The sequence below is a fragment of the Chitinophaga sp. NPDC101104 genome (assembly GCF_050277495.1).
In the GTDB taxonomy this organism is placed as follows: domain Bacteria; phylum Bacteroidota; class Bacteroidia; order Chitinophagales; family Chitinophagaceae; genus Chitinophaga.
Map to the genome: position 1 here is coordinate 244,703 of NZ_JBNNSF010000001.1, position 23,143 is coordinate 267,845.

Genomic DNA, 23,143 nt, shown 5'->3' on the forward strand with positions numbered 1-23,143 from the left:
GGTTCTTATCTTGTGGTTTTGATAAAATAGCAACATTATATGTGAAGATACGCGCAGTTTGCAATCCGCTTAATTCTGTAATATTATGCCGCGTACGTAGTACTCATTTAACCAATCGAAAACGGTAACAGTGGACAATAACATGTTATGGATCAACCAGGATCTGGAGCTGTTGCGCCAGGTAGCGGAGGGGGATGAACATGCATTCACGACCTTGTACCACCGTTACGAAGCACACATTTTACAGGTAGCCAATCTGTACGTAAAAGACCGCGACGCCGCCCGCGAAATCGTACAGGACGTTTTCCGCAAATTGTGGGAAAACCGAGACAAGCTCGCCGAAGTCCGCGATATGCGGAATTACCTCTTCATCATCGCCCGCAATCTTATTTTCAACCAGTTCAAAAAATCGGCACAGGAAACCGCCGCACAAAAGGAATTACTGTATAACGCCGATCTTTCCACCGGCGGCGCAGATTTCCGCGTCCTCAACCGCGACTGCGAGCGCATCCTCCACACCGCCATCAACAGCCTTCCCCCGCAACGCAAACGCATTTACCAGCTCGCCCGCGAAAAAGGGATGAGCTATGAAGAAATCGCGCACGAACTGCGGATTTCCCGGTTCACGGTAAAGAACCACATGGCCCAGGCGCTCCAGTCCATCCGCCTGTACCTCCTCCAGCACCTGCACACCCTCGCCGCCGCCATTGGTCTTTTGATGGGGTGGTAAAAAAATATTTTTTCGCGGAATAGTCCGGCCCCATATTTCAACTGTCTTTATCCCAAAGGCGCAAAAGTCAAGTCCAAGCAAATGACCGAACCCGAATTTTTGAAACTGCTTTCCCGGTATAAAAACGGCCGGCTTTCTCCCCGCGAGAAGGCTGAATTCGCCGAAGCCGCCGCTTCCGGCCAGTTCGACGAGCTGGTGCAGCAAGATGTGCTCAAGGCTTTGTCGCACCCGCCCGCTTCCCGCAACGGGATCGTGCGGATGCTGGGTGCCTGGCGGTATAAAGCCGCCGCGGCAGCGGTCCTCATCGGCGGCATTTCGACTTTCTTCGCCATGAAACTGCTGAAAAGCGAAGGCGCCGGCCTGCCGAACGCGGCTTCGGTGGCAGAAGTCTTGCCCGGCTCCAACAAAGCCATGCTCACCCTGGCCGACGGCTCGGTCATAGAACTGGACAGCACCGGTGCTGTCACGATCCCCCGCCAGGGAAGCGCCAGTATCAGCGCGGCCGGCGGACAATTGAGCTATGATGCCGGTTCCGTCAAGGCGGCGCAGGCTTTTAATACCCTGCGCACACCGCGCGGCGGACAGTTCAAAGTCATCCTGTCAGACGGTACGAAAGTCTGGATGAACGCCGAATCCTCGCTCACCTATCCCACCACTTTCAGCGACGATTTCCGCGAAGTGGAGCTGACGGGCGAGGCATTTTTCGAAGTGGAGAAAGACGCCATACGCCCTTTCCGCGTGAAAGCCAGCGAAGCCACGGTGGATGTGTTGGGGACGAGCTTCAACGTCATGGCCTATCCCGAAGAAAAGTCGGTAGACGCCACCCTGGTGCAGGGCGCGGTGATCGTGAAAGGCAATGGCGGGGCGAAACGGTTGCTGCCGGGAGAACAGGCCGTGGTGGCCGGCGGCGCAACGCCGGAAGTGAGCGAGGTAGACGTAGAAGAAGTGCTGGCCTGGAAGAACGGGCTTTTCATCTTCCAGGATGCAGACCTGAAATCGGTCATGCGCCAGCTGGCCCGGTGGTACGATGTGGAAATCGAATACCAGGGCCGCCCGTCAGACATGAAACTAAATGGAGCAGTATACAGGAATTACAGTTTGTCGCAAGTATTGACAGTACTGAAAGCCACAGGATTACAGTTTAAAATTGAGGCCAGGAAATTGATCATCATCACCTAAAGCACAGCAACATCCGGAATTAGCATGAGCCGCCGTGGGTAAACCATACCACGGAAAGGGAAAACTATTATTTACAGACAGGAACAACACCAGCGTAACTGCGGGCAGGCGCCCGCGGAAGGGAGATATATTTCATCAACAAAAACAAATCCACATGAAAACGTAATGTACACGTCCCTGCCCGAAACAAAAAAGCCGGAGGTGCTGGTAACACCCCCGACCTTGATTGCCGGGCATTACCTAAATCATCATTAGCTGCGATTCATTAAACAACACCCAAACACTGCAAAATTATGCATTTGTACTTGAATGGTCATGCGCCGGACGGTCCGGGGCGTGCCGCAACCAAAATCTGGAAGGTTATGAAGATGACCGCTTTTTTGCTCCTTATCGGATTCTTACACGTCAGCGGCGAGGCATTGCCGCAGAATATCACGCTGGTCATGAACAAGGCGCCGCTGCGGAAGGTGTTCAAGGAAATCCGCAAGCAGAGCGGGCACCTGTTCCTGTACGACGACAAGCTGATCAACGCCGGCCAGAAAGCGAACGTCTGGCTGAACAACGTTCCCCTGAAACAGGCACTGGAGCAGATTTTTGAAAATACCGACCTCGAATTCGAGATCGTGGAGAAAAACATCGTACTGCGCCGCCAGCCGATACCCGTATTGCGCTACTTCCCCGCGGCAGATACCTCCGTGGTCCCCGAGGTGACCGGAAAGGTGATAGATGAAAAGGGCGAGCCCCTCATCGGCACCACCGTGATCGTGAAAGGATCGAAACAGGGCGGCGTGGCAGACGTGAACGGCGTGTTCCGCCTGCGCAACGTGCAGAAAGACGCGGTGCTGGAATTCCGGTTTACCGGGTACGCCAACCGCGAAGTGAGGCTGGACGGGCGAAGCGCCCTTTCCATTACCATGGACATAGACAACAGTAAGCTGGAAGAAGTGGTGGTAGTGGGATACGGCGCCCAGAAGAAAGCGAACCTTACCGGCGCGGTAGACCAGGTGAGCGGGAAAGACATAGAAGACCGGCCCGTTACCCGCATCTCCCAGGCGCTCCAGGGCATGGTGGGCAACCTCAACATCACGTCCACCTCCGCCGGCGGCGCTCCCAACGCCACGCAAAACATCAACATCCGCGGTTACACGGGCATGGGCACCACCGGTGCTCCGCTCATCGTGGTAGACGGGGTTCCCGGAGGCGACATCAACGCCATCAACCCCAGCGATATCGAAAGCATTTCCATCATCAAAGACGCGGCCTCCGCGGCGATCTACGGCTCCAGCGCCCCTTACGGCGCATTGCTGATCACCACCAAGCAGGGCCGGAAAGGTGCAGCGCCGAGGATCTCGTATAACAACAACCTCAGCTGGGCCACGCCCATCAACCTGCCCCAAATGCTCAATTCCCTCGAATTCGCGGAGCTCTACAACGAAGCATTCACCAACGCCAACCGCGCCAAAGCCTTCGACGACGCCACCATCCAGCGCATCAAGGATTACCAGAACGGTACGCTGAAAGACGAGACCATCAAATCGCCCACTTCCAACAACTGGCAGTCGTGGGGCGGCGGCAATGCCAACAACGATTGGTTCAAAATATATTTTAAAGACGCGGCTTTCAGCCAGCAACATAACGTCGGCGTAACCGGCGGCGGCAACAAATCCACCTACTATATCGGCCTGGGTTATAACGACCGTGCAGGGATGTATAATTTCGGCGACGACAAGTTCAAACGCTACAACGTACGTGCGAATATGAGCAGCGAGCTCACAGACTGGATGTCTATCAACCTCAGAAGCTCCTTCACCCGCGAAGCCTTCAACTCGCCCAACACCTACGGCAACCGGACCGGCGGCAACTACATGCACCAGATCGGCCGGAAATGGCCCACGGTGCCGCTGATGAACCCCGACGGACAATACTCCGAAACCAGCGACGTGCTCCTGCACCTCAACGGCGGCCGGCTCAACCGCGTGAAAGACGGGACTTTCCTGACCGGGGAGTTCGTGTTCAATCTCGCCAAAGGATGGACGCTGACAACGAACTACACGTTCGACGGTTTCCGCCAGGGCGAAACCAACCATACCAAAACCGTGGTCCAATTCCTCCCCGACGGCACCACCAGCAATATCGGCGGTACATTCCCGAACGGTTTCTCCCGGTCAGACATCAACAACGAGCACCACGTCCTGAACGCCTTCTCGAGCTACGAGCGCGGCATCGGGAAACATAACTTCAAAGTGCTGGGCGGGTATATCCGCGAACTGACGTCTTACACCACCTTCGGCGCCAGCAACAGCCAGCTGTATTCCGACAACATTCCCGCACTGAGCCTCGCTTACGGCGTAAGCCCGTCGATCTCCGATTTTGTGCGGAAACTGGCGGTGGAAGGGTTTTTCGGAAGGGCGAACTATTCTTATGACGATAAATACCTGTTGGAAGTGAACGGCCGGTACGACGGGGCTTCCCGCTTCCTGAAAGGTTTCCGCTGGAAGTTCTATCCCGGTGTTTCCGCCGGCTGGAACCTGCATAAGGAAAACTTCTGGCAGCCGCTCGCCAAAACGGTGAACGCCTTCAAAATCAGAGGCTCTTACGGCCAGCTGGGCGACCAGGCGTTTATCGACGACGCGATCGGCGCGCCCAACTATTATCCTTTCTATCCCAGTCTTGGCACCACCCGGCCCACCAGCACCAACTGGCTTTTCGGCGGCGCCCAGCAGGCGATGGTTTCGCAGCCCGGGCTCGTGAACAACGACCTTACATGGGTAACCACCACTTCCCTCAACCTCGGGATAGACGCGGCGTTTTTCGAAAACAGGCTGACGGCGACCTTCGACTGGTACATCCGGAAAGCGAACAATTTCGCAGGGCCCTCGCAAATCCTGCCGCAGGTGCTCGGTACCGGCGTGCCTTCGGCGAATAATACCGACATCGAAACGCGCGGCTGGGAACTGATGCTCAACTGGGCCGATAACATCGGCAACGTCAACTACCGTGTTCGCGGCGTGCTGAGCGATTACCGCGGTAAAGTGCTGCGCTACCCCAATCCCACGAACCTCATTACCAGCTGGTATGCCGGCGAAACGATGGGCAACATCTGGGGATACACGACCATGGGCTACTTCCAGTCAGACGACGAAGAATCCAAAAGCGCCGACCAAAGCAAGATTTCCGCGGCGAACTGGACGGCCGGCGACATCCGCTATGCCGACCTGAACAACGACGGCGTTATCGACTGGGGAAACAATACGCTGGGCAACACGGGCGACCGCCGCGTGATCGGCAACACCACGCCCCGGTACGCGTACAGCTTCATCGGAGAAGCGAACTGGAAAGGGTTCGATTTTTATGTGTTCATGCAGGGGGTCGGTAAACGCGACGCCTGGGTAGGCTCCAACTACTTCTGGGGCATCAACGGAGACGAATGGCAAAGCTCGCCCTTCACCGTGCACCGCGATCGCTGGTCGGCCACCAACCCGAACGGCTACTTCCCGAAATTCTACATGAGCGGCGAAAACGGGAAAAATACGCAGCAACAGACGAAATACCTGCAAAACGCTTCGTACCTGCGGATCAAGAACGTGCAGCTCGGTTACACCCTGCCGGGGAACCTCATCCGCCGCATCAACGCGCAGAAAGTACGGATGTACGTGAGCCTGGAGAATCTCGCCACCTTCACCAGCCTGGTGAAAACGATGGACCCCGAACTGTCTATCGGCGATGCCAAGATCTACCCGCTGCAGCGGACGTATTCCCTGGGTTTGAATGTTAGTTTCTAAGCAAAAAAATTGAAGACAATGCAATTGAAAAATATCATCGGGATGATGGCCCTTTCGTTGGCGGCGCTCACGTCCTGCACGAAAGACTTCCTGGAGCGCGCGCCCGAAACGAGCATCAGCGAAGCGGAGTTCTGGAAAAGCACCAACGACATGAAGCTGTACGTCAACAACTTCTATAACAACTCTTCGCTGCTGCCCCATTACGGCCTGGGCGCTTTCGGCACCATTGGTATTTATGGGCTGGACGCCGACCAGGGAAGCGATAACATGATCAACATGGGCGTGAACGGCATGCTCAATGGCGAAAGGACCGTTCCCGCCACCAGCGGCGACTGGAGCTGGGGCACCGTGCGGAATGCGAATTATTTCCTCGCCAACTACGGAAAGGTGCAAGACAGCTGGGACAACGTAAAACCCTACGTCGGCGAAGCCCTGTTTTTCCGCTCCATGATGTATTTCAACCTGATGAAAAATTACGGGGCACTGCCCTGGATCGGCACGCCGTTGAAGCTGACCGATACCACCATGCTCTACGGCCCCCGCCTGCCGAGGAACCAGGTGGCAGATTCCATCCTCAGCGACCTGGACAAGGCGATCTCTTATCTGCCGTCCAAAGCCAATGCGCAGGCATCCCGCGTGTACCGGGAAATGGCGATGGCTTTCCAGGCCAGGGTAGCGCTCTACGAAGGTTCCTGGGAAAAATACCATGCCGGAACGCCTTTCGGCGTCACCGGTTCCAACGGCGCAAAATATTTCCAGAAAGCCGCAGACGCCGCACAAGCGGTCATGAACAGCGGGCTTTTCACGCTCGATAACGTGGGCGCCACAGACGGGTACTGGAGATTGTTCAACCAGTCGGATTACGGCAGCAGCAAGGAAATCATGTTCTGGCGCAAATTCGACGTGGCGCTGGGGCTGCATCACAACTGGCACCGCTATACCACCAGCGGCGCCGGCCGCGGCCTGACGAAAAACCTGGTAGACGCGTACCTCTGCACAGACGGTTCGCCGATCGCACTGAGCACCTTGTACAAGGGAGACGACTCCATCAACCGTGTTGTGGCCAATCGTGATCCGCGCCTGGCGCAAACGATGTACGTCCCCGACGGAAAGCATATCATTACCAGCAACCAGCCCGCCGGTGCGCCGAACGTGATCTTCGAGATCCCCTCGTTCAACCAGGCCAACGAAGGCAAGCCGTCTACCGGTTACCAGGTGTATAAAGGCCATAACACCGATTACAACCAGCAGAACGCCGGCAACCTCGGTACTACCGCCGTGATCTATTTCCGCTACGCGGAAGTGCTCCTCAACTTCGCGGAAGCCAAAGCCGAACTGGGGACCCTCAGCCAGGGAGACGTAGACATCACCATCAACAAGCTCCGCGACCGTGTGGGCATGCCCGGCCTGACCCTCAGCGCCATCGCCGCCGATCCCAACTGGGAATTCCCCGCACTGGGGCCGGTCATCAACGAAGTGCGCCGCGAAAGAAGGGTGGAACTGGCCTGTGAAGGCTTCCGCCGCGACGATATCTTCCGCTGGGCGGCGGCCGACGAGCTGATCGTAGGCAAAAAGCCACAAGGCGCGAAAAAAGACCAGTGGACGACGCTGGTTCCCGCAAATCTGCTCAATTCCTATCCAGTAAACGATCTGGGCTACATCGAGCTGTTCAAAAACATCGCGTCGATGGCCAATGGGTACAAGTTCCGGGTAGACCGCGATTACCTGTTGCCGTTGCCTACGAACGAACTGACACTGAATCCCAAACTGGGCCAGAACCCGGGTTGGCCGCAATAAGCCGTTAGCAGCTACTCTTCTTCATGCCCTATTTGTCCTGAAGGCGCCCTGGCAGCGGTTTTGCTGCCGGGGTGCCATACCTGGGAATGAAATCCCGCCGCTTGTTCACTGCGGTTTTAAAGCGCCTTCGGGCGCTTTTTCGCTTTTTTACCGTGATTTGTACCGTGAAGGCCCGAAGATGTCCATTGATGGGGGAACTTTAAAACAATACATTCGCTGGATTGTATTTATTGAACGCAAAACCGAACAACCATGGAGAATCATTTCGACGTCATCGTCATCGGTTCCGGGCCGGGAGGCTATACGGCCGCCATCCGCGCCGCCCAATTGGGCAGCAGCTGCGCCATCATCGAGAAGTACCCCGTGCTGGGGGGCACCTGCACCAACGTGGGCTGCATCCCTTCCAAGGCCATGCTCGACAGCTCCGAGAATTTCGATATCATCCAGCATAAGGTAGCCAGGCAGGGCATACATGTGAGCGGCGTGGAAATTAATTTCGGGGAGATGACGGAACGGAACCGGCATGTGGTGAAACAGAATAATGATGGGCTCGTCTACCTCATGAAGAAAAACAAAATCCAGACCTTCTACGGGACCGGCTCCATCGGCAAAGGCAAAAAAGTAACGGTAAAGCAGGCCGACGGGAAAACGGTGGAACTGACCGGCAGGAACATCATCATCGCCACCGGCTCCAAACCCTCCACCCTGCCGGGTATCAAAATCGATAAAGCGCGCATCATCACGTCCACCGAAGCATTGTACCTCAAGGAAATGCCCAAAACGATGACCATTATTGGCGGCGGCGTGATCGGTGTGGAAATGGCGTCCATCTTCCATCGCATCGGCGTGAAAGTGACGGTCCTCGAATACGCGAAAAGCCTCATTCCCACCATGGACGGCGAGCTGGGAAAGGAATTGCAGAAAATCCTCGTGAAATCGGGCATCGATATCCAGACGGGATGCGCGGTGAAAGGGGCTGTCAATAACGGGAAAGACGTAACCACTACCTATACCGACCCCTCCGGCAAAGACGCCACCATTACCGCCGAGTACTGCCTGGTAGCCGTAGGCCGCCGCCCTTACACTGAAGGCCTCGGCCTCGAAAATACGGGCGTTAAAACCGACGAGCGCGGCCGCATCGAAACCGACGCGCAACTGCAAACCGCCGAAGCCGGCATCTACGCCATCGGCGACGTCGTGAAAGGCGCCATGCTGGCCCATAAAGCGGAAGACGAAGGCGTGATGGTAGCCGAAGCCATCCACGGCAAAGCCCATCACATCAATTACAACTGCATCCCCTCGGTCGTATACACCTGGCCGGAAGTGGCGGGCGTAGGCTACACCGAAGAGCAGCTCAAGGAAAAGAATATCCCCTTCAACAAAGGCAAATTCGCCTTCATGGCGAGCGGCAGGGCACGCGCCTCCGACGACACCGAAGGCTTCTCCAAAGTGCTGACCGATCCGAAATACGGCGAAATCCTCGGGGTCCACATCATCGGCGCCCGCGCTGCAGACCTCATCGCACTGGGCGTTTCCGCCATGGAATTCGAGCTCACCGATATCGAACTGGGCAAGATATCCTATGCGCACCCCACCTTCGCCGAAACGCTCAAAGACGCTTTCCTGGCCGCTTCCGGAAGAGGCGCGATCAATTTCTGACCCATCGGACCAAAACCTACGCTATGATATGGAAACGCATTTTCATCGGATTGATCATCGTACTGGCCGTCATCCAGTTCTTCCGGCCCGCCAGGAACCAGGCCGCCGCGCCGTCCGACAACGACATTAACCGGAAATACACCGTGCCGGAAAACGTGTCCGCCATCCTGCAGCGAAGCTGTTACGACTGCCATTCCAACACCACCGTCTACCCCTGGTATGCCAACGTGCAACCGGTGGCTTGGTGGCTCGACAGCCATGTCCGTGACGGAAAACGGGAACTGAATTTCTCCGAATTCCTCGGGTATCCGCTCAAACGGCAAGACCATAAGCTGGAAGAAGTGATAGAAACGATCGACGAACGGGAAATGCCCCTGAAATCATATTTACTGATCCACCGCGCCGCGAAACTCTCCGCCGACCAGGTGAAACTCCTGAAAGACTGGGCCAACGGGTTACGGACAGACATCCAGGCTGAAATGCAACAGGAAATTCAGGCCGGGATTTGAAAAATTTGAAGGAAAGAAAAAGCCGGCCTCATCGGGCCGGCTTTTTTATGCGGCGTCACGACAGTGATGGCGCGGCCGTTTGCCGGAGATACAATGTCTGCGTGGGATGCGCGAACTGGATGCCTGCCTTCCGGAAAGCGCCGTAGATATCGAGATTGATGGCTTGCTGTTTGTCCATAAACAGGACGTAATCCGGGCTGAGGATGTAATATACCAGCTCGAAATTCAGGCTCGATTCGCCGAACCCCGCGAAATGCGCCCTGTCGAACTGCACGCTTTCCTGGCTTTCCACTGCTTCGCGGAGCATATCGGGGATGCGTGAAAGTTGTTCTTCCGGAGTTTGGTACGTGACCCGCAATTGGGCCACCACCCTTCTCCTTTCCATTCTTTTGTAATTGTGGATACGCGAATTGGTGAGGTCGGTATTGGAGCACACCAGCTGTTCGCCGTTCAACGTGCGGATGCGGGTGGTTTTAATACCGATGTATTCGATCAGTCCGAGCTTATCGTCTACCAGGATGAAATCCCCGATCTCGAAAGGCCGGTCGAAAAAGATGACGAAATAGCTGAAAAGGTCGCCCAGTATGGTTTGTGCGGCCAGCGCGATGGCGATGCCGCCGATCCCCAGCCCTGCGATCAGCGTGGTGACGTTGTAGCCGAGATTGCTGATGAAAGACAGGATGCCGAGCGTCCAGATGAAAAAGTTGACGATGAGAATGAGGCCGTTGGCTTGCTTTTCCTTGGTTTCGCTGTTGTCTTGCCGTTTGATGTAACTGAACACGAACCGGCGGAACAGCGCGCTGATGCCGCGCAGTACGAAGAACGTCATCGAGGCGAGGAAAGCCACGCGGAATACGCTGCGCAGCTGGTCGGGCAAGGTGAGGGATTGCAGCGCGAACCAAACGGCCAGCACGTACAAAGCCGGCAGGATGGTGCGCCCGGCGAGGCGGATGATGAAATCGTCCCAGGTGCGCGCGGTGCCGGCGGTCCAATGCAGGAGTTTCTTCAGCACGATCGACCGCAAAATGCGGATGGCGAGAAAAGATACGAGGATAATAACAAAGGCGGTGATCCAGGATGCAACGGAATTGCCTCCCCATGTCTGGTGTAATACATTTTCCATGTCTTTCTTTTTGTGGTGGAAAACCGGTTAACAAATGGCCGCAATAGGAATATTACCGCATGGTCCGTGCAGGTGACATTGCTGAAAATATCAGTCCTGCTTTCATCTTGATCCATCTGTGCAGATCGAAGCGTATCGGGCAAATATAGGAAAATGAGCGGGAAGGGCAAGTTGAAACGTTTCCGAAGTATGATTATCTTAGGACTGAAATTAAAATCCCTCGTACCATGAATGAGCCCGTATCCCACCTCGGTGAAGAATTTGACATCCCTGCCACCCCCCGCCGGAAGTTGCTTCCGGTCTGGATAAAAATATTCTGCTGGATTTTCGTTTTCATGGGGGCAATGTCCGTGCTGGCGCTGTTCCTGGCCGTGCTGGAAATTCCCGTGACGCTTGCTTTCTTTGGTCTGCAGGCGAATGATGGTTTCTCGCTGACGGGGCTCATTATCATTTTCACATTTCTATTGAAAGGCATTGTTTCCATTGGGCTGCTGGGCGCGCAGAAATGGGCGGTTGATCTGGCCATCGTGGATGCTTTGCTTGGGATCATTTTGTGCCTGACTACCAGCATCATCGTTTTTTACAACGGCGGGTTTACCTTGAGGCTGGAAATTGTGCTGCTGGGATTGTATTTATGGCAAATGCTGAAGATCCGGAATGAATGGAAGATCAGTCCGCAGTAAAATGAATTTTAAATCATTTGAAACCCGCACATGTTTGCGGGTTTTTTATTGCCTGCTATCTATGCAATGGAATTGATAACGGCGATACGGGATGCGGAGGGGAGGAAGTGCGGGTTCCTGTTACGGGCTAAAAATAAAAAGCCCCTGCCCAAATCCGAGGGCAGGGGTCTTGAAGTGGTCCCACCAGGGCTTGAACCTGGGACCCCCTGATTATGAGTCAGATGCTCTAACCAACTGAGCTATAGGACCGGTCCGTCTTTCAGGACAAAAATGTATAACAAACTTTATTGGGTGCCCCATTTTCAGGGGATGGCAAAAGTAAATATTTTTTCCGCATTCCGTCACAAATTTTTGACGTGTCGCGTACATTTGTCATGCCATGCAAGGAATCAGACACATCATTTTCGACCTCGGGGGCGTCATCCTCAACATCGATATCAGCCGCACCGCCCGCGCTTTCGAAGCGCTCGGGCTCGACAATTTCGGGAAGCACTACTCCCAGGCGCACGTCAGCACCCTGTTCAACGATCTCGAGACTGGGCGCGTTTCGGAGCAGGAGTTCGTGGATAAAATGAAGTGCGTGCTGCCGGAAGGCACTACCGACCAGCAGGTGATCGACGCCTGGAACGCATTGTTGCTGGATTACCCCGTGGCGCGGCTCCAGTTGCTGCAGCAGTTGCGGAACCACTACGATCTTTTCCTGCTGAGCAATACCAACGCGATCCACATGAAAGCGTTCAACAAAATTCTGGAAAGGGAACGCGGTATTCCGTCGCTGGCCGCGTTTTTCGATAAAACGTATTATTCCCACCTCATGGGCTGCCGCAAACCGGAGCCGGAAGCCTGGCAGATGGTGCTTGACGAAAACGGCCTCAAGCCCGAACATACCCTGTTCATAGACGATACGCTGCCCAACGTGGAAGCCGCGCGGGCACTGGGGATCCAGTCGGTCCACCTGCAATCGCCCGGCACCGTGCTGGATATCTTCAAGCCGAAAAAGTAAGGATTATTTGATTTCCTCGAAGTCGATGTAATCGCCATCGTCGCGCTTGCGCACGGGTTCCTGTGCCTGGGGAGGTACCTGCGGGCCGGCCTGCTGCTGTTGTTGCTGGCGTTGCTGTTGCTCGAACTGCTGGCGCATGGCGTCCTGCATGTCGCGCATCTGGCGGCGCACCTGCTTGGTGCCACGGTAAACCGGAACGATGAATTCGAAAATCAGTTTATATAAGAACCATATCGCGAGGATATAGAAGAGTAATTTTATTAGCGATCCCATCCCGCAAAGATAGCAGATACCCCCTTTTTTTACCCGGTTTTAAGTTTTTTTTAACGATCTGTCCAGGTCCTGCTGAGCATGGCCGCCACTTCCAGGCTTACCTGTTTGTTATACTCCCAGGTGAGCTTGCGGTAATTCACGGCGTCGATGATGGTGCCGATAAGGCAGAACCCGAAAGTTACGACGAACAGGATGCCGAGGAGGATCTGGTCGAGCAGGAAACGGTGGATGCCGTTGGGCCCGATGAGCCCTACGAGGCAGGTCAAAAGGATGGTTTGCGGGTCTTTTCGGCGGGATTGGTACAGGAACAGGAATTTTTTCCGCGTTTCGGGGTCGAATTTTTTGGTCAGCTCTTCGAGCCAGATCATTTCTTCCTGGTCGATGCCGGGAAGGGAAGCGTAATAAAAGTTATCCATGTCGGAAAGAGTGAATTTGCGATTTGGTCAATTGTCCGATCCGCCAGAGCAATGCCGCCAGTACGGGGGCGCCGAGCTTGTGGGCGTTCCAGCTTTCCTGCCAATGGGCGTGGAAAAGGTGGGAGATGGAATGGCCGAGGCCGCAACCGGGGCATTTCCCGAGCCCGAACCATCGCCAGACGCAGAGGCTGGGAAGGTCTGCATGCGGGTCCATGCACGCGAGTAAAACGAGGCCGGCCGTCCAGGCCACCAGCTCTGGCTGAATGCGGAGGATCATGCGAATGGGAAGTTACGGCAAATGAAGCGGACTACCAATTATAAACTTTAATCATATGTCTGGTATTGGGTTTGCGTGAAAGAAATAGTTTTTGAAATGAAAATAAATGCTAATTTTGTAACGGAATAAAGATTCAAATGAAGGGGACGATGGGAGTCCCCTTCTTCTATTTTGTATGGCAAACGAACAAGTTACGGCGCGGATACGGGAAATGCTGGACGCGCTGCTGGCCGACAAGCCGGAATATTTCGTGGTGGATATCAGGATCAAGCCTACCAATAACGTGAAGGTTTACGTGGATGCTGATAGCGGCGCGTCGATCGACAAGCTGGTGTCGCTGAACCGGCAATTGTACCCTCAGCTGGAAGCGGCCGGTCTTTTCCCCGACAATGATTTTTCGCTGGAAGTGTCTTCACCGGGGCTCGACGAGCCTTTGAAGACGCATCGGCAATTCGTGAAGAACGTGGGCCGGAAGGTGGAGGTGACTTTGCTGGACGGGACCGTTAAAGAAGGAAAGCTCACGGCGGCAACCGAAGAAGCGCTGACCCTAGAGGAAACGGTAGGGAAAAAGAAAGAAATCAGAATATCTAACATCAATTTAAACGAAATCAAGCACACAAAGGTGTGCATCGTGTTTTAAAATAATATATAACATGGCTAGTATTAACCTGATTGAGTCATTCACCGAGTTTAAGGAGGCCGAGAATATCGACCGGCCAACGCTGATGAAAGTGTTGGAGGACGTGTTTAAGACCCTGTTACGTAAGAAGTATGGCTCAGATGAGAACTTTGACGTGATCGTAAATACTGAGAAAGGTGACCTGGAAATCCTCCGCCGCCGTACCATCGTGGAAGATGGCACCGTGGAAGACGAGAACGCGCAGGTTGCATATTCCGAAGCCATTCTGATCGAGCCGGATTACCAGGTAGGTGAGGATTTGTATGAGGAAGTGGAAATACTGGACTTCGGACGGCGCGCCATCCTGGCAGCGAAACAAACGCTGACGGCCCGCATCGGCGACCTGAAAAAGAACATCCTTGTAAAGAAATATGGTGACCGTGTGGGTGAGATCGTGACCGGGGAAGTTTACCAGGTGTGGAAAAAAGAAGTTTTATTATTGGATGATGAAGGGAATGAACTAATATTGCCTAAATCCGAACAGATACCGACGGATTATTTCAAGAAAGGTGAGAACGTGAGAGCGGTCGTGAAGAAAGTGGAACTGAAGAACAACTCCCCGCTGATCATCCTTTCCAGAACGCATCCCTCCTTCCTGGCCAAACTCCTCGAAATTGAGGTTCCGGAAATTTTCGACGGCCTTATCGTGATCAAAAAGATCGTGCGCGAGCCCGGCGAAAGAGCCAAAGTTGCCGTGGAATCCTATGACGACCGTATCGACCCCGTAGGCGCCTGCGTGGGTATGAAAGGAAGCCGGATTCACGGCATCGTTCGTGAACTCCGCAACGAGAACATTGACATCATCAATTACACCGCCAATATCCAGCTCCTGATCCAGCGTGCCCTCACGCCCGCCCGCATCAGCCGGATGGAAGTGGATAATGATAATAAGTACGCCTCCGTTTACCTTAAACCCGACCAGGTATCACTGGCCATCGGTAAAAAAGGCGTCAATATTAAACTGGCCTGCGAATTGACCGGATATGAAATCGACGTATTCCGCGACGAAGAACAGGAACAGACAGAATTTGACATCGACCTGGAAGAATTCTCCGACGAGATCGAACCCTGGATCATCGACGAGCTGAAACGCATCGGTTGCGACACCGCCCGCAGCGTGCTCGACCTGACCGCCGAAGAGCTGGTTCGCCGCTCAGACCTCGAGGAGGAAACCGTAACGGAAGTGAGAAGGATCCTCCAGGAAGAATTTGAAAAAGAATAAGCCTTCCGCTACACCCTTCCCATAGGGTTGGCTTTTTTGATTGCAGAGATATTTGAGTTATTGTTAAAATGTTAAAAGATTTGCTCCGCCGGTTGGTGGGGATTAAACGGGAAGGACGAGAAAACAATATGCCTGAAGTAACAAACAACACACCGAGATTGCTGGCCGCAGCCAAGGAATTCAACATTGGCAAGGAAACGCTGATCGATTTCCTAGCCGGTAAAGGCTATGATATGGATGGATTCGGTTCTCCCAACGCCCGTCTCACCGCCCAGATGTATCACGCGCTGCAGAATGAGTTCCAACAGGATAAGGCCAACAAGCGTAAAAGCGACCAGATCGCTTTGCCGAAAGGAACGGTGTTAGACGCAGCCAAGAAGAAGGAGAAGGAGGAGGCAGAACTGGCGGCGAAGAAAAAAGAGGAAGCAGACGCAGCCGCCAAAAAAGCGGAACCCGCGCCCGCCAAACCGGAACCCGCTCCCGCGCCCCAGCCTGAGCCAGCTCCCCAGGCGGCCCCCCAGCCGGAGGCCCGCACGGAGCAGCCTGCGCCCAAGCCGGAACCGGCCCCCGCTCCCCAACCCAAACCCGTAGCCGAAGCCCAACCCGAGCCCAAACCCGAACCGGCCCCCGAGCCGAAGGAAAAGGCCCCCGAGCCCAAAGCCGAGAAAACGGAAGAGGTCGTGAAACCGGAATCGCCCAAGATCAACGGTCCCCGCATCATGGGCACCATCGATCTCGAAGCCCTCAATCCCGCCAATCGCAAGAAAGCCGCCAAACCCGGACCGGAAGAAGAAAAACCGGCCCCGGCCCCCGCTCCCCAGGAGCCCCAACCTGCCGCTGAAGCCAAACCCGAGCCCAAGCCGCAGCCCGCTCCCGAGCCTAAAGCCGTAAAGGAAGAAGCTCCCGCCCAACCGGCCCCCGCACCGCAGCCCGAAAAGCCTGCCGCCGAAGCCAAACCGGAGCCCAAACCCGTAGCCGAATCCAAACCCGAACCGAAGCCGGAACCCAAACCCGCCGCCAAGGAAGAAGCCGCTCCCGCCCCCGCTCCCAAAGCGGAATCAGCGCCCGCAGCAACCCCCGAAGCTCCCGCCGCACCCAGCACCCCTGACGCAGGCGGCAGCGAAGATGCCGGTTCCGTGATCGAAAATATCCAGGCCACCCGCCTCTCCGGCCCCAAAGTGATCGGGAAGATCGAACTCCCCGTTTCGCAAGACCGCAGAGACAATAAAGGCGGCTTCAACAAAGACGAAAAACGTAAGCGCAAGCGCATCGTTATAGAAAAGAAACCCGAGCCCATCAAACCCGGCGAATTCGCCCGCGAAGGCGGACAGCCAGGCCAGCGCGGCCCCGGTCAACATGGTGGTGGCCAGCAAGGCGGCCAGCATGGTGGCAACCGCGGCCCCGGAGGCCCCGGCCAGCGCGGCCCCGGCCAACACGGCGGCCAGCAGGGCAATCGTGGTCCCGGCGGTCACCAGGGCAACCGTGGCCCCGGCGGTCATCAGGGTAATCGCGGCCCCGGCGGCGGCCATCAAGGCAACCGCGGCCCCGGCAACCGTAACCAACGGCCCGGTCAGGGCAACTTCGGTCAGGGCGCTCCCCGCGGACCGCAAGACCGTGAAATCGATAAGAACGAAATCCAGAACAAGATCAAGGAAACCATGGCCAAACTGGGTGGCAACACCCGCGGAGGCAAAAACTCCAAAGCCAGCCGCCGTCGCGACAAGCGTCACGAAATGGCAGAACGCGAGGCCATGAATTCCGCAGACGGCAACAAACTGCAGGTAACCGAGTTCCTCTCCGTGAGCGAACTGGCCACCCTGATGGACGTTTCCTTCGCTGAAGTGATCTCGAAATGTATGGGCCTCGGTATCATGGTATCCATCAACCAGCGTCTCGACGCCGAAGTGATCGAGCTCGTAGCCGGAGAATTCGGCTATGAAGTGGAATTCATTGGTGTAGACGATGCTACCGACGACGACGAAGATGAAATCGAAGACGATCCGGAAGATCTCGAACCGCGCGCTCCCATCGTGACCATCATGGGCCACGTAGACCACGGTAAGACCTCCCTGCTCGACTATATCCGTAACGCCAACGTAGTAGCCGGTGAAGCCGGGGGCATTACCCAGCACATCGGTGCCTACCAGGTTACCACCGCTTCGGGCAAAAAAGTAACCTTCCTCGATACCCCGGGCCACGAAGCCTTTACGGCCATGCGTGCGCGTGGTGCCAAAGTGGCCGACATCGCCGTGATCGTGATCGCGGCAGACGACGCCATCATGCCCCAGACGCGTGAAGCCATCTCCCACTCCCAGGCCGCCGGCCTGCCGATGGTATTCGCCATCAACAAAGTGGATAAAGACGGCGCCAACCCTGAGAAAATCAAGGAACAGCTGGCCGGTATGAACATCCTCGTGGAAGACTGGGGTGGTAAATTCCAAAGCCAGGAAATCTCCGCCAAAAGCGGTATGAATATCGACATCCTGCTGGAAAAAATCCTGCTGGAAGCCGAGCTGCTCGACCTGAAAGCGAACCCGAACCGCGAAGCATCCGGTACGGTGATCGAAGCCACGCTCGACAAGGGCCGCGGCTACGTTACAACGGTACTCGTGCAGAACGGTTCCCTCAGCCAGGGAGATACGATCCTGTCCGGAGCGCACTTCGGCAAGATCAAGGCCATGTTCAACGAACGCGGACAACGCGTCGAGAAAGTCGGCCCCTCCGCTCCTGTTCAGCTGCTCGGCCTCAACGGCGCGCCGCAGGCAGGTGAGAAGTTCAGGATGTACGAAGACGAATCCGAAGCGAAAGACCTCGCCAACCGCAGGGCCCAGATCGTCCGCGAACAAGGTATCCGTACGAAGAAACACATTACCCTCGACGAGATCGGCCGCCGTCTTGCCCTTGGCAACTTCAAGCAGCTGAACCTCATCATCAAGGGCGACGTGGACGGTTCCGTGGAAGCACTGTCCGACTCCCTGCAGAAACTGTCTACAGAAGAGATCGTAGTGAGCGTGGTATTGAAAGGCGTAGGTCAGATCACCGAATCCGACGTACTGCTGGCCACCGCATCCGACGCACTCGTGATCGGCTTCCAGGTGCGCCCCTCGCTCAACGCAGCACGCCTCGCCGAGAAAGAGAATATCGAAATCCGCACCTACTCCATCATCTACGACGCCATCGACGAGCTCAAATCCGCGATGGAAGGGATGCTGGAACCGAAAATCGAGAAAAAGGTTACCGCGAACGTCGAAATCCGCGAAACCTACAAATTCGACAAGGCAACCGTTGCGGGCTGTTTCGTGCTCGATGGCAAACTCTTCCGCAATTCGCGCATCAACCTCGTTCGCGATGGCATCGTAGTTCACACCGGCGAACTGCAATCACTGAAACGTTACAAAGACGACGTGAAAGAAGTGGTTTCCGGCATGGAATGCGGTCTCTCCATCAAAAACTACAGCGACCTCAAAGTCGGCGACATCGTCGAAGGCTTCGAAGAAGTGGAAGTTAAACGTACCCTCTAAAATTCAGTTGCGGCGGGCATCACCGCCCGCCGCAATTCCGAAATTTTTGTTAAATACATTAGCCGTCTTTGTGCGGCTAATTTTTTATCAGTTACTTTGAGAAGACAGTAACAATTATATGAATAAAATCGTCATATCTTCCTTCGGCGCCATGCTCCTGTTCCAGGTAGCAGTAGCCCAACAGCAGAAGATCGTGGCCGACAAAATCGTCGCCAAGGTGGGGGAAAAGATCATCCTTCAGTCCGATATCGAATCGGCGCTGGTGGATATGCAGCAGCAAGCCCTGGAAGGCCAGCCGCTTCCTCCCAACGCTAACTGTGCCGCCATCGAACAGATCATCGCGCAGAAGATCCTGGTGCTCCAGGCCGAGCGGGACTCCCTCCCCATCTCAGAATCCGACGTGGAAGGCCGTATCGAATCCCAGATCCGCTGGGCCGAACAGCGCTACAACGGCCGTGAGAACATGACGAAAGTTACCGGCTACACCATTTACCAGCTCCGCGAACGCTTCCGCGACGCCATCCGCGAAAACATGCTCGCCAAAGCCATGCGCGACAAAATCGTGAACTCGGTAAAAGTGACGCCCACAGAAGTAAGGAACAATTTCGAGAAAATACCGAAAGACAGCCTTCCGTTCTATGAATCGGAGCTCGAAGTAGGCCAGCTCATCATCCTTCCCAAAGCCAGCCGCGAAATGGACAAATACGCTTACGACAAGCTGATGGACATCCGCGCGCGCGTCGAAAAGAAGGAAGGTGAATTCGGCACCTTCGCCAACCTGTATTCCGAAGACCCCGCCGTTCGCGAGAACAGCGGTATCTATCCCCTCAACCGTTACGACAAAAACTGGGACCCCGAGTTCCTCTCTGCCAGCTTCCGCCTGCGGGAAGGGGAAATGTCGAACCCCGTGAAGTCGCAATTCGGCTACCACCTGATCAAGATGCTGAAACGCGCGGGCGACAACGTGACCGTGCAGCACATCCTCATCAAGCCCAACGTAATGAACACGGAGATCAGTCACGCCATCCAGAAACTGGACACCGTTCGCGCGAATATCATTGCCGGTAAGCTGACCTTCGGCGAAGCCGTTGCCAAGTACAGTGATAATCCGATGGACAAGTTCAGCGGCGGTATGCTCACCAACCCCATGACCAACAGCACTTTCATCACGATCGACCAGCTGAACGACCCTACCACCAAGGATATCGTCATGCTCCTCGATTCGCTGAAACCCGGCGGCGTAACCAAGCCCATCGAGTTTACAGACGAGCAGGGCCGTAAAGGCGTTCGCCTCGTGTACCTGAAAACGCGTACCGAGCCTCACCGTGAGAACCTGGCCGACGATTACTCGCGCATCCAGCAACGCACGCTGCAGGAGAAACAGGCACAGGCCCTCAGCAAATGGCTGGTAGACAAAGTGCCGACGTTCTATGTGCACGTGGAAGACGAGTACAAACAGTGCGAAAACGTGTCGAAATGGTCCGCCGCGAGCAATACGGTGGCCAGCAACTAAGCGAATTCCAGCAATTTATGATACGATCCCGGCGTCTACAGCGCCGGGATTTTTTTTAACGTTCCCATGCCAGTCAAGCCCCCGGCCCGTTTGGACCCCGTTTCCCCTGCGATGCCCATGCAAAGGGCATTCCCGCGAATGCGGCCGTTTGATAATTAAAGCGTAACTTTGCGACTTCAATTTTACGGTATGAGTGATGCGATAAAGCATGAATGTGGACTTGCATTCATAAGATTAAGAAAACCATTCAGTTATTACCAACAGAAATACGGAACGGTTTTCTACGGCCTGAATAAGCTGTACCTCCTCATGGAAAAGCAGCATAACCGTGGACAAGACGGTGCAGGCCTTGCCACTGTAAAATTACACACCGAGCCCGGGGTGCCTTTCATGCACCGGATCCGGAGCGCACAGCCGCAACCCATCGGCGACGTTTTTGGTAAAGTGCGCGACGAAATCGCAGAAATTGAGAAATACCAGCCCGAGATTACCCGCTACCCTGGCCTCATGAAAGGGCACGTCCGCTTTTTGGGGGAACTGTTGCTGGGGCATCTCCGCTACGCCACCCAGGGCAAAAACGACGTCGACCTTTGCCATCCCTTCGTTAGATACAATACCATCCCCGCCCGCAACCTCACCATGGCCGGTAACTTCAACCTGGTGAATGTGGATGAGCTGTTCAGCTTTACGAAAGTTTCTCCTGGCGAAAAACATAAGAACAGTGACCTGGCCGCCATGCTCGAAGTGGTGCACCACTTCCTCTGCAAAGAGGACGAGGCGCGGCAGAACGGGCTGGACGTGAAGAACATCCTCAAACAGGCGTTCTCCATGTTCGACGGTGGTTACCATGTAGGCGGGCTCATCGGTTCCGGCGACTCTTTCGTTATCCGCGATCCGCACGGCATTCGTCCTTCGTATTACTATGTGAACGAAGACGTGATCGTGACCGCTTCCGAGCGCGCGGCCATCCGCACCACTTTCAACGTGGGCGAAAATGAAGTGATGGAACTGATGCCCGGGAACGCCCTCATCGTAAAGGAAAACGGCGAATACTCCATCGAAGAGATCATCCCCGCCCGCGAGCGCCGCGCCTGCTCCTTCGAACGGATTTACTTCTCCCGCGGCAACGACGAAAAAATCTACAAAGAGCGCCACGCACTGGGATACCATCTTTCCGAAACCGTGCTCAAAGCGATCGACAACGATCTCCGCAATACCATCTTCTCCTTCATCCCCAACACCGCCGAAGTGGCTTTCTACGGCCTCATCAAAGGGCTCGAAGATTACCTCAACCGCATTAAGGTGGAAAGGATCATGAGCTGGGGCAAGGATTTCGACGAAGAAAAACTCACCGAAATGGTGAACCGCCGCGTCCGGATCGACAAGATCGCCATCAAGGACGTGAAAATGCGGACTTTCATCACCGAAGATTCCAGCCGTAACGAAATGGTGCAGCACGTGTACGACATCACTTATGGGACCGTCCGCCCCGGCACAGACACGCTGGTAGTGATCGACGATTCCATCGTGCGTGGTACCACCCTCCGCGAAAGCATCATCAAAATGCTCGACCGCCTCGGCCCGAAGCGAATCATCGTTATGTCGTCTGCCCCGCAAATCCGATACCCGGACTGCTACGGCATCGATATGAGCAAGATGGGCGAGTTCGTCGCCTTCCAGGCGGCCATCGCGCTGATCCGCGAGCAGGGCAAGGAATACATCCTGCAGGAAGCTTACGGCCTGGCGAAAGAACTGGAGCGCACCAACACGCTGAACGCGCAGAACGTGGTGAAAAACGTCTACAAACCTTTCACACCCGAGCAGATTTCCGCGAAAATCGCAGAGATCATCACTCCGCCCGGCATCGAAGCGAAAGTGGAAGTGATCTATCAAAACATCGAAAGCCTGCACGCCAGCTGCCCCAACAACCTGGGCGACTGGTACTTTACCGGCGACTACCCCACTCCGGGCGGCAACCGCGTGGTGAACAAGGCCTTCATGAACTATATGGAAGGAAAGAACGAAAGGGGATACTGATCCCTGGACGGTTTACCGATATTCTCCAGACGGGCCGGAGCGCGAAAAAGCGTTCCGGCCCGTTGATTTTCAGGGCGTTCGTGTGGGCTTTTCCGTGGTTTCGATTGTTAAATTTCCTTTAATTGGCGTGTTTTGTGCCAAAAACCCGTATTTTAGGATAGTGTTTGTTTTCAATTACTTACAATGTCTATGAAAACATTGTTATTGATCCGCCACGCAAAATCCAGTTGGAACGACCCGGACATGGACGATTTTGACCGGCCTCTCAACAAACGCGGTAAACAGAACGCGCCAGAAATGGCTATCCGGTTGCTGGGCCGTGGTTTACTGCCCGAGCTGGTCATATCAAGTCCTGCGAAACGGGCGCGCACAACGGCGCGTATCATGGCCAAGGAATGGAATTACCCCCGCGAGGCCATCCTCCTCGAAGAGGAGCTTTATCTCTGCTACGCTTCCACTTTCCTGAAGCATATCACCCGCATCGACGATGATTTCAACATCGTCGCCATCTTCGCCCATAACCCCGGCATCACCGATTTTGCCAACTATCTCACCGAAGAAATCCGCATCGACAATGTTCCCACGGCAGGAGTTTTCGCCATCTCGGCCGACACGGAAAAGTGGGAAGACTTCGATCGCGCCCCCAAAAAATTCCTCTTTTTCGACTACCCCAAAAGCGAAGAAGCTGTTTAATCCTCCCGAAACATCCTGAAAATATGACATATATTTATAGCGTGAGA

At 55.0% G+C, this 23,143-nt stretch carries 18 protein-coding genes and 1 tRNA gene; 14 read left to right on the forward strand and 5 right to left on the reverse strand.

Going from position 1 to position 23,143, the window contains the following annotated elements; translation table 11 throughout:
* Positions 1–130 precede the first annotated feature (130 nt).
* The 6 genes from ACQKLP_RS01090 (at position 131) to ACQKLP_RS01115 (ending at position 9,656) form a co-directional block, all read left to right on the forward strand.
* The gene (locus ACQKLP_RS01090; protein ID WP_341842201.1) at positions 131–730 is read left to right on the forward strand and encodes an RNA polymerase sigma-70 factor; all 600 of its coding nucleotides are present in this window, start codon (positions 131–133) and stop codon (positions 728–730) included.
* A gap of 81 nt (positions 731–811) precedes the next feature.
* A complete protein-coding gene (locus ACQKLP_RS01095) occupies positions 812–1,909 on the forward strand; it encodes a FecR family protein (RefSeq protein WP_427319247.1) in 1,098 nt (365 codons plus the stop codon).
* A 362-nt stretch (positions 1,910–2,271) separates the two neighbouring features.
* Positions 2,272–5,691 carry a TonB-dependent receptor gene (locus tag ACQKLP_RS01100; RefSeq protein WP_427319249.1) on the forward strand — a complete coding sequence of 1,140 codons (3,420 nt, stop codon included), beginning with the start codon at positions 2,272–2,274 and terminating at the stop codon, positions 5,689–5,691.
* Positions 5,692–5,709: 18 nt separating this feature from the next.
* Positions 5,710–7,488, forward strand: a complete 1,779-nt coding sequence (locus ACQKLP_RS01105; protein ID WP_427319251.1) for a RagB/SusD family nutrient uptake outer membrane protein — start codon at positions 5,710–5,712, stop codon at positions 7,486–7,488.
* A gap of 252 nt (positions 7,489–7,740) precedes the next feature.
* Positions 7,741–9,147, forward strand: coding sequence for a dihydrolipoyl dehydrogenase (gene lpdA, locus ACQKLP_RS01110; protein WP_427319253.1), 1,407 nt, complete (start codon positions 7,741–7,743; stop codon positions 9,145–9,147).
* A gap of 23 nt (positions 9,148–9,170) precedes the next feature.
* Positions 9,171–9,656: a heme-binding domain-containing protein gene (locus tag ACQKLP_RS01115; RefSeq protein WP_427319254.1), complete on the forward strand. Its 486-nt coding sequence runs from the start codon at positions 9,171–9,173 to the stop codon at positions 9,654–9,656.
* Positions 9,657–9,711: 55 nt separating this feature from the next.
* Here the strand turns inward: ACQKLP_RS01115 and ACQKLP_RS01120 are convergent, their stop codons facing one another.
* The gene (locus ACQKLP_RS01120) at positions 9,712–10,779 is read right to left on the reverse strand and encodes a mechanosensitive ion channel family protein (protein ID WP_427319256.1); all 1,068 of its coding nucleotides are present in this window, start codon (positions 10,777–10,779) and stop codon (positions 9,712–9,714) included.
* A 227-nt stretch (positions 10,780–11,006) separates the two neighbouring features.
* Here ACQKLP_RS01120 and ACQKLP_RS01125 point away from each other — a divergent pair, with 227 nt between their 5' ends.
* Positions 11,007–11,462: a hypothetical protein gene (locus tag ACQKLP_RS01125; RefSeq protein WP_427319258.1), complete on the forward strand. Its 456-nt coding sequence runs from the start codon at positions 11,007–11,009 to the stop codon at positions 11,460–11,462.
* A gap of 175 nt (positions 11,463–11,637) precedes the next feature.
* Here ACQKLP_RS01125 and ACQKLP_RS01130 read toward each other — a convergent pair.
* Positions 11,638–11,711, reverse strand: a tRNA-Ile gene (locus ACQKLP_RS01130).
* Between the two features lie 130 nt (positions 11,712–11,841).
* Between ACQKLP_RS01130 and ACQKLP_RS01135 the strand changes: the two genes are divergently transcribed.
* On the forward strand, positions 11,842–12,465 hold the full coding sequence (locus ACQKLP_RS01135; RefSeq protein ID WP_427319260.1) for an HAD family hydrolase: 624 nt from the start codon (positions 11,842–11,844) through the stop codon (positions 12,463–12,465).
* A gap of 3 nt (positions 12,466–12,468) precedes the next feature.
* Here the strand turns inward: ACQKLP_RS01135 and ACQKLP_RS01140 are convergent, their stop codons facing one another.
* The 3 genes from ACQKLP_RS01140 to ACQKLP_RS01150 are packed head-to-tail and all read right to left on the reverse strand — an operon-like array spanning position 12,469 to position 13,431.
* Positions 12,469–12,738 (reverse strand): DUF4834 family protein, encoded by a 270-nt coding sequence (locus ACQKLP_RS01140; protein WP_427319262.1) that lies wholly within the window; start codon positions 12,736–12,738, stop codon positions 12,469–12,471.
* A gap of 50 nt (positions 12,739–12,788) precedes the next feature.
* The gene (locus tag ACQKLP_RS01145) at positions 12,789–13,154 is read right to left on the reverse strand and encodes a TM2 domain-containing protein (protein ID WP_126245992.1); all 366 of its coding nucleotides are present in this window, start codon (positions 13,152–13,154) and stop codon (positions 12,789–12,791) included.
* A complete protein-coding gene (locus ACQKLP_RS01150; protein WP_427319265.1) occupies positions 13,147–13,431 on the reverse strand; it encodes a DUF2752 domain-containing protein in 285 nt (94 codons plus the stop codon). Before ACQKLP_RS01150 ends, ACQKLP_RS01145 begins: the two co-directional genes overlap by 8 nt.
* 175 nt (positions 13,432–13,606) lie before the next feature.
* On the opposite strand from ACQKLP_RS01150, the gene rimP reads away from it, so the two are divergent.
* The 6 genes from rimP (at position 13,607) to ACQKLP_RS01180 (ending at position 23,096) form a co-directional block, all read left to right on the forward strand.
* Positions 13,607–14,071 (forward strand): ribosome maturation factor RimP, encoded by a 465-nt coding sequence (rimP, locus tag ACQKLP_RS01155; RefSeq protein WP_427319267.1) that lies wholly within the window; start codon positions 13,607–13,609, stop codon positions 14,069–14,071.
* Between the two features lie 13 nt (positions 14,072–14,084).
* Positions 14,085–15,332 (forward strand): transcription termination factor NusA, encoded by a 1,248-nt coding sequence (nusA, locus tag ACQKLP_RS01160; protein WP_126245989.1) that lies wholly within the window; start codon positions 14,085–14,087, stop codon positions 15,330–15,332.
* Between the two features lie 128 nt (positions 15,333–15,460).
* Positions 15,461–18,853, forward strand: a complete 3,393-nt coding sequence (gene infB / locus ACQKLP_RS01165; protein ID WP_427319269.1) for a translation initiation factor IF-2 — start codon at positions 15,461–15,463, stop codon at positions 18,851–18,853.
* A 118-nt stretch (positions 18,854–18,971) separates the two neighbouring features.
* Entirely contained in the window at positions 18,972–20,366 is a 1,395-nt protein-coding gene (locus ACQKLP_RS01170; protein ID WP_427319271.1) for a peptidylprolyl isomerase, read from the forward strand.
* Positions 20,367–20,555: 189 nt separating this feature from the next.
* Positions 20,556–22,403, forward strand: a complete 1,848-nt coding sequence (locus tag ACQKLP_RS01175) for an amidophosphoribosyltransferase (RefSeq protein ID WP_427319273.1) — start codon at positions 20,556–20,558, stop codon at positions 22,401–22,403.
* Positions 22,404–22,592: 189 nt separating this feature from the next.
* Positions 22,593–23,096 carry a SixA phosphatase family protein gene (locus tag ACQKLP_RS01180; protein ID WP_126245985.1) on the forward strand — a complete coding sequence of 168 codons (504 nt, stop codon included), beginning with the start codon at positions 22,593–22,595 and terminating at the stop codon, positions 23,094–23,096.
* Positions 23,097–23,143 lie beyond the last annotated feature (47 nt).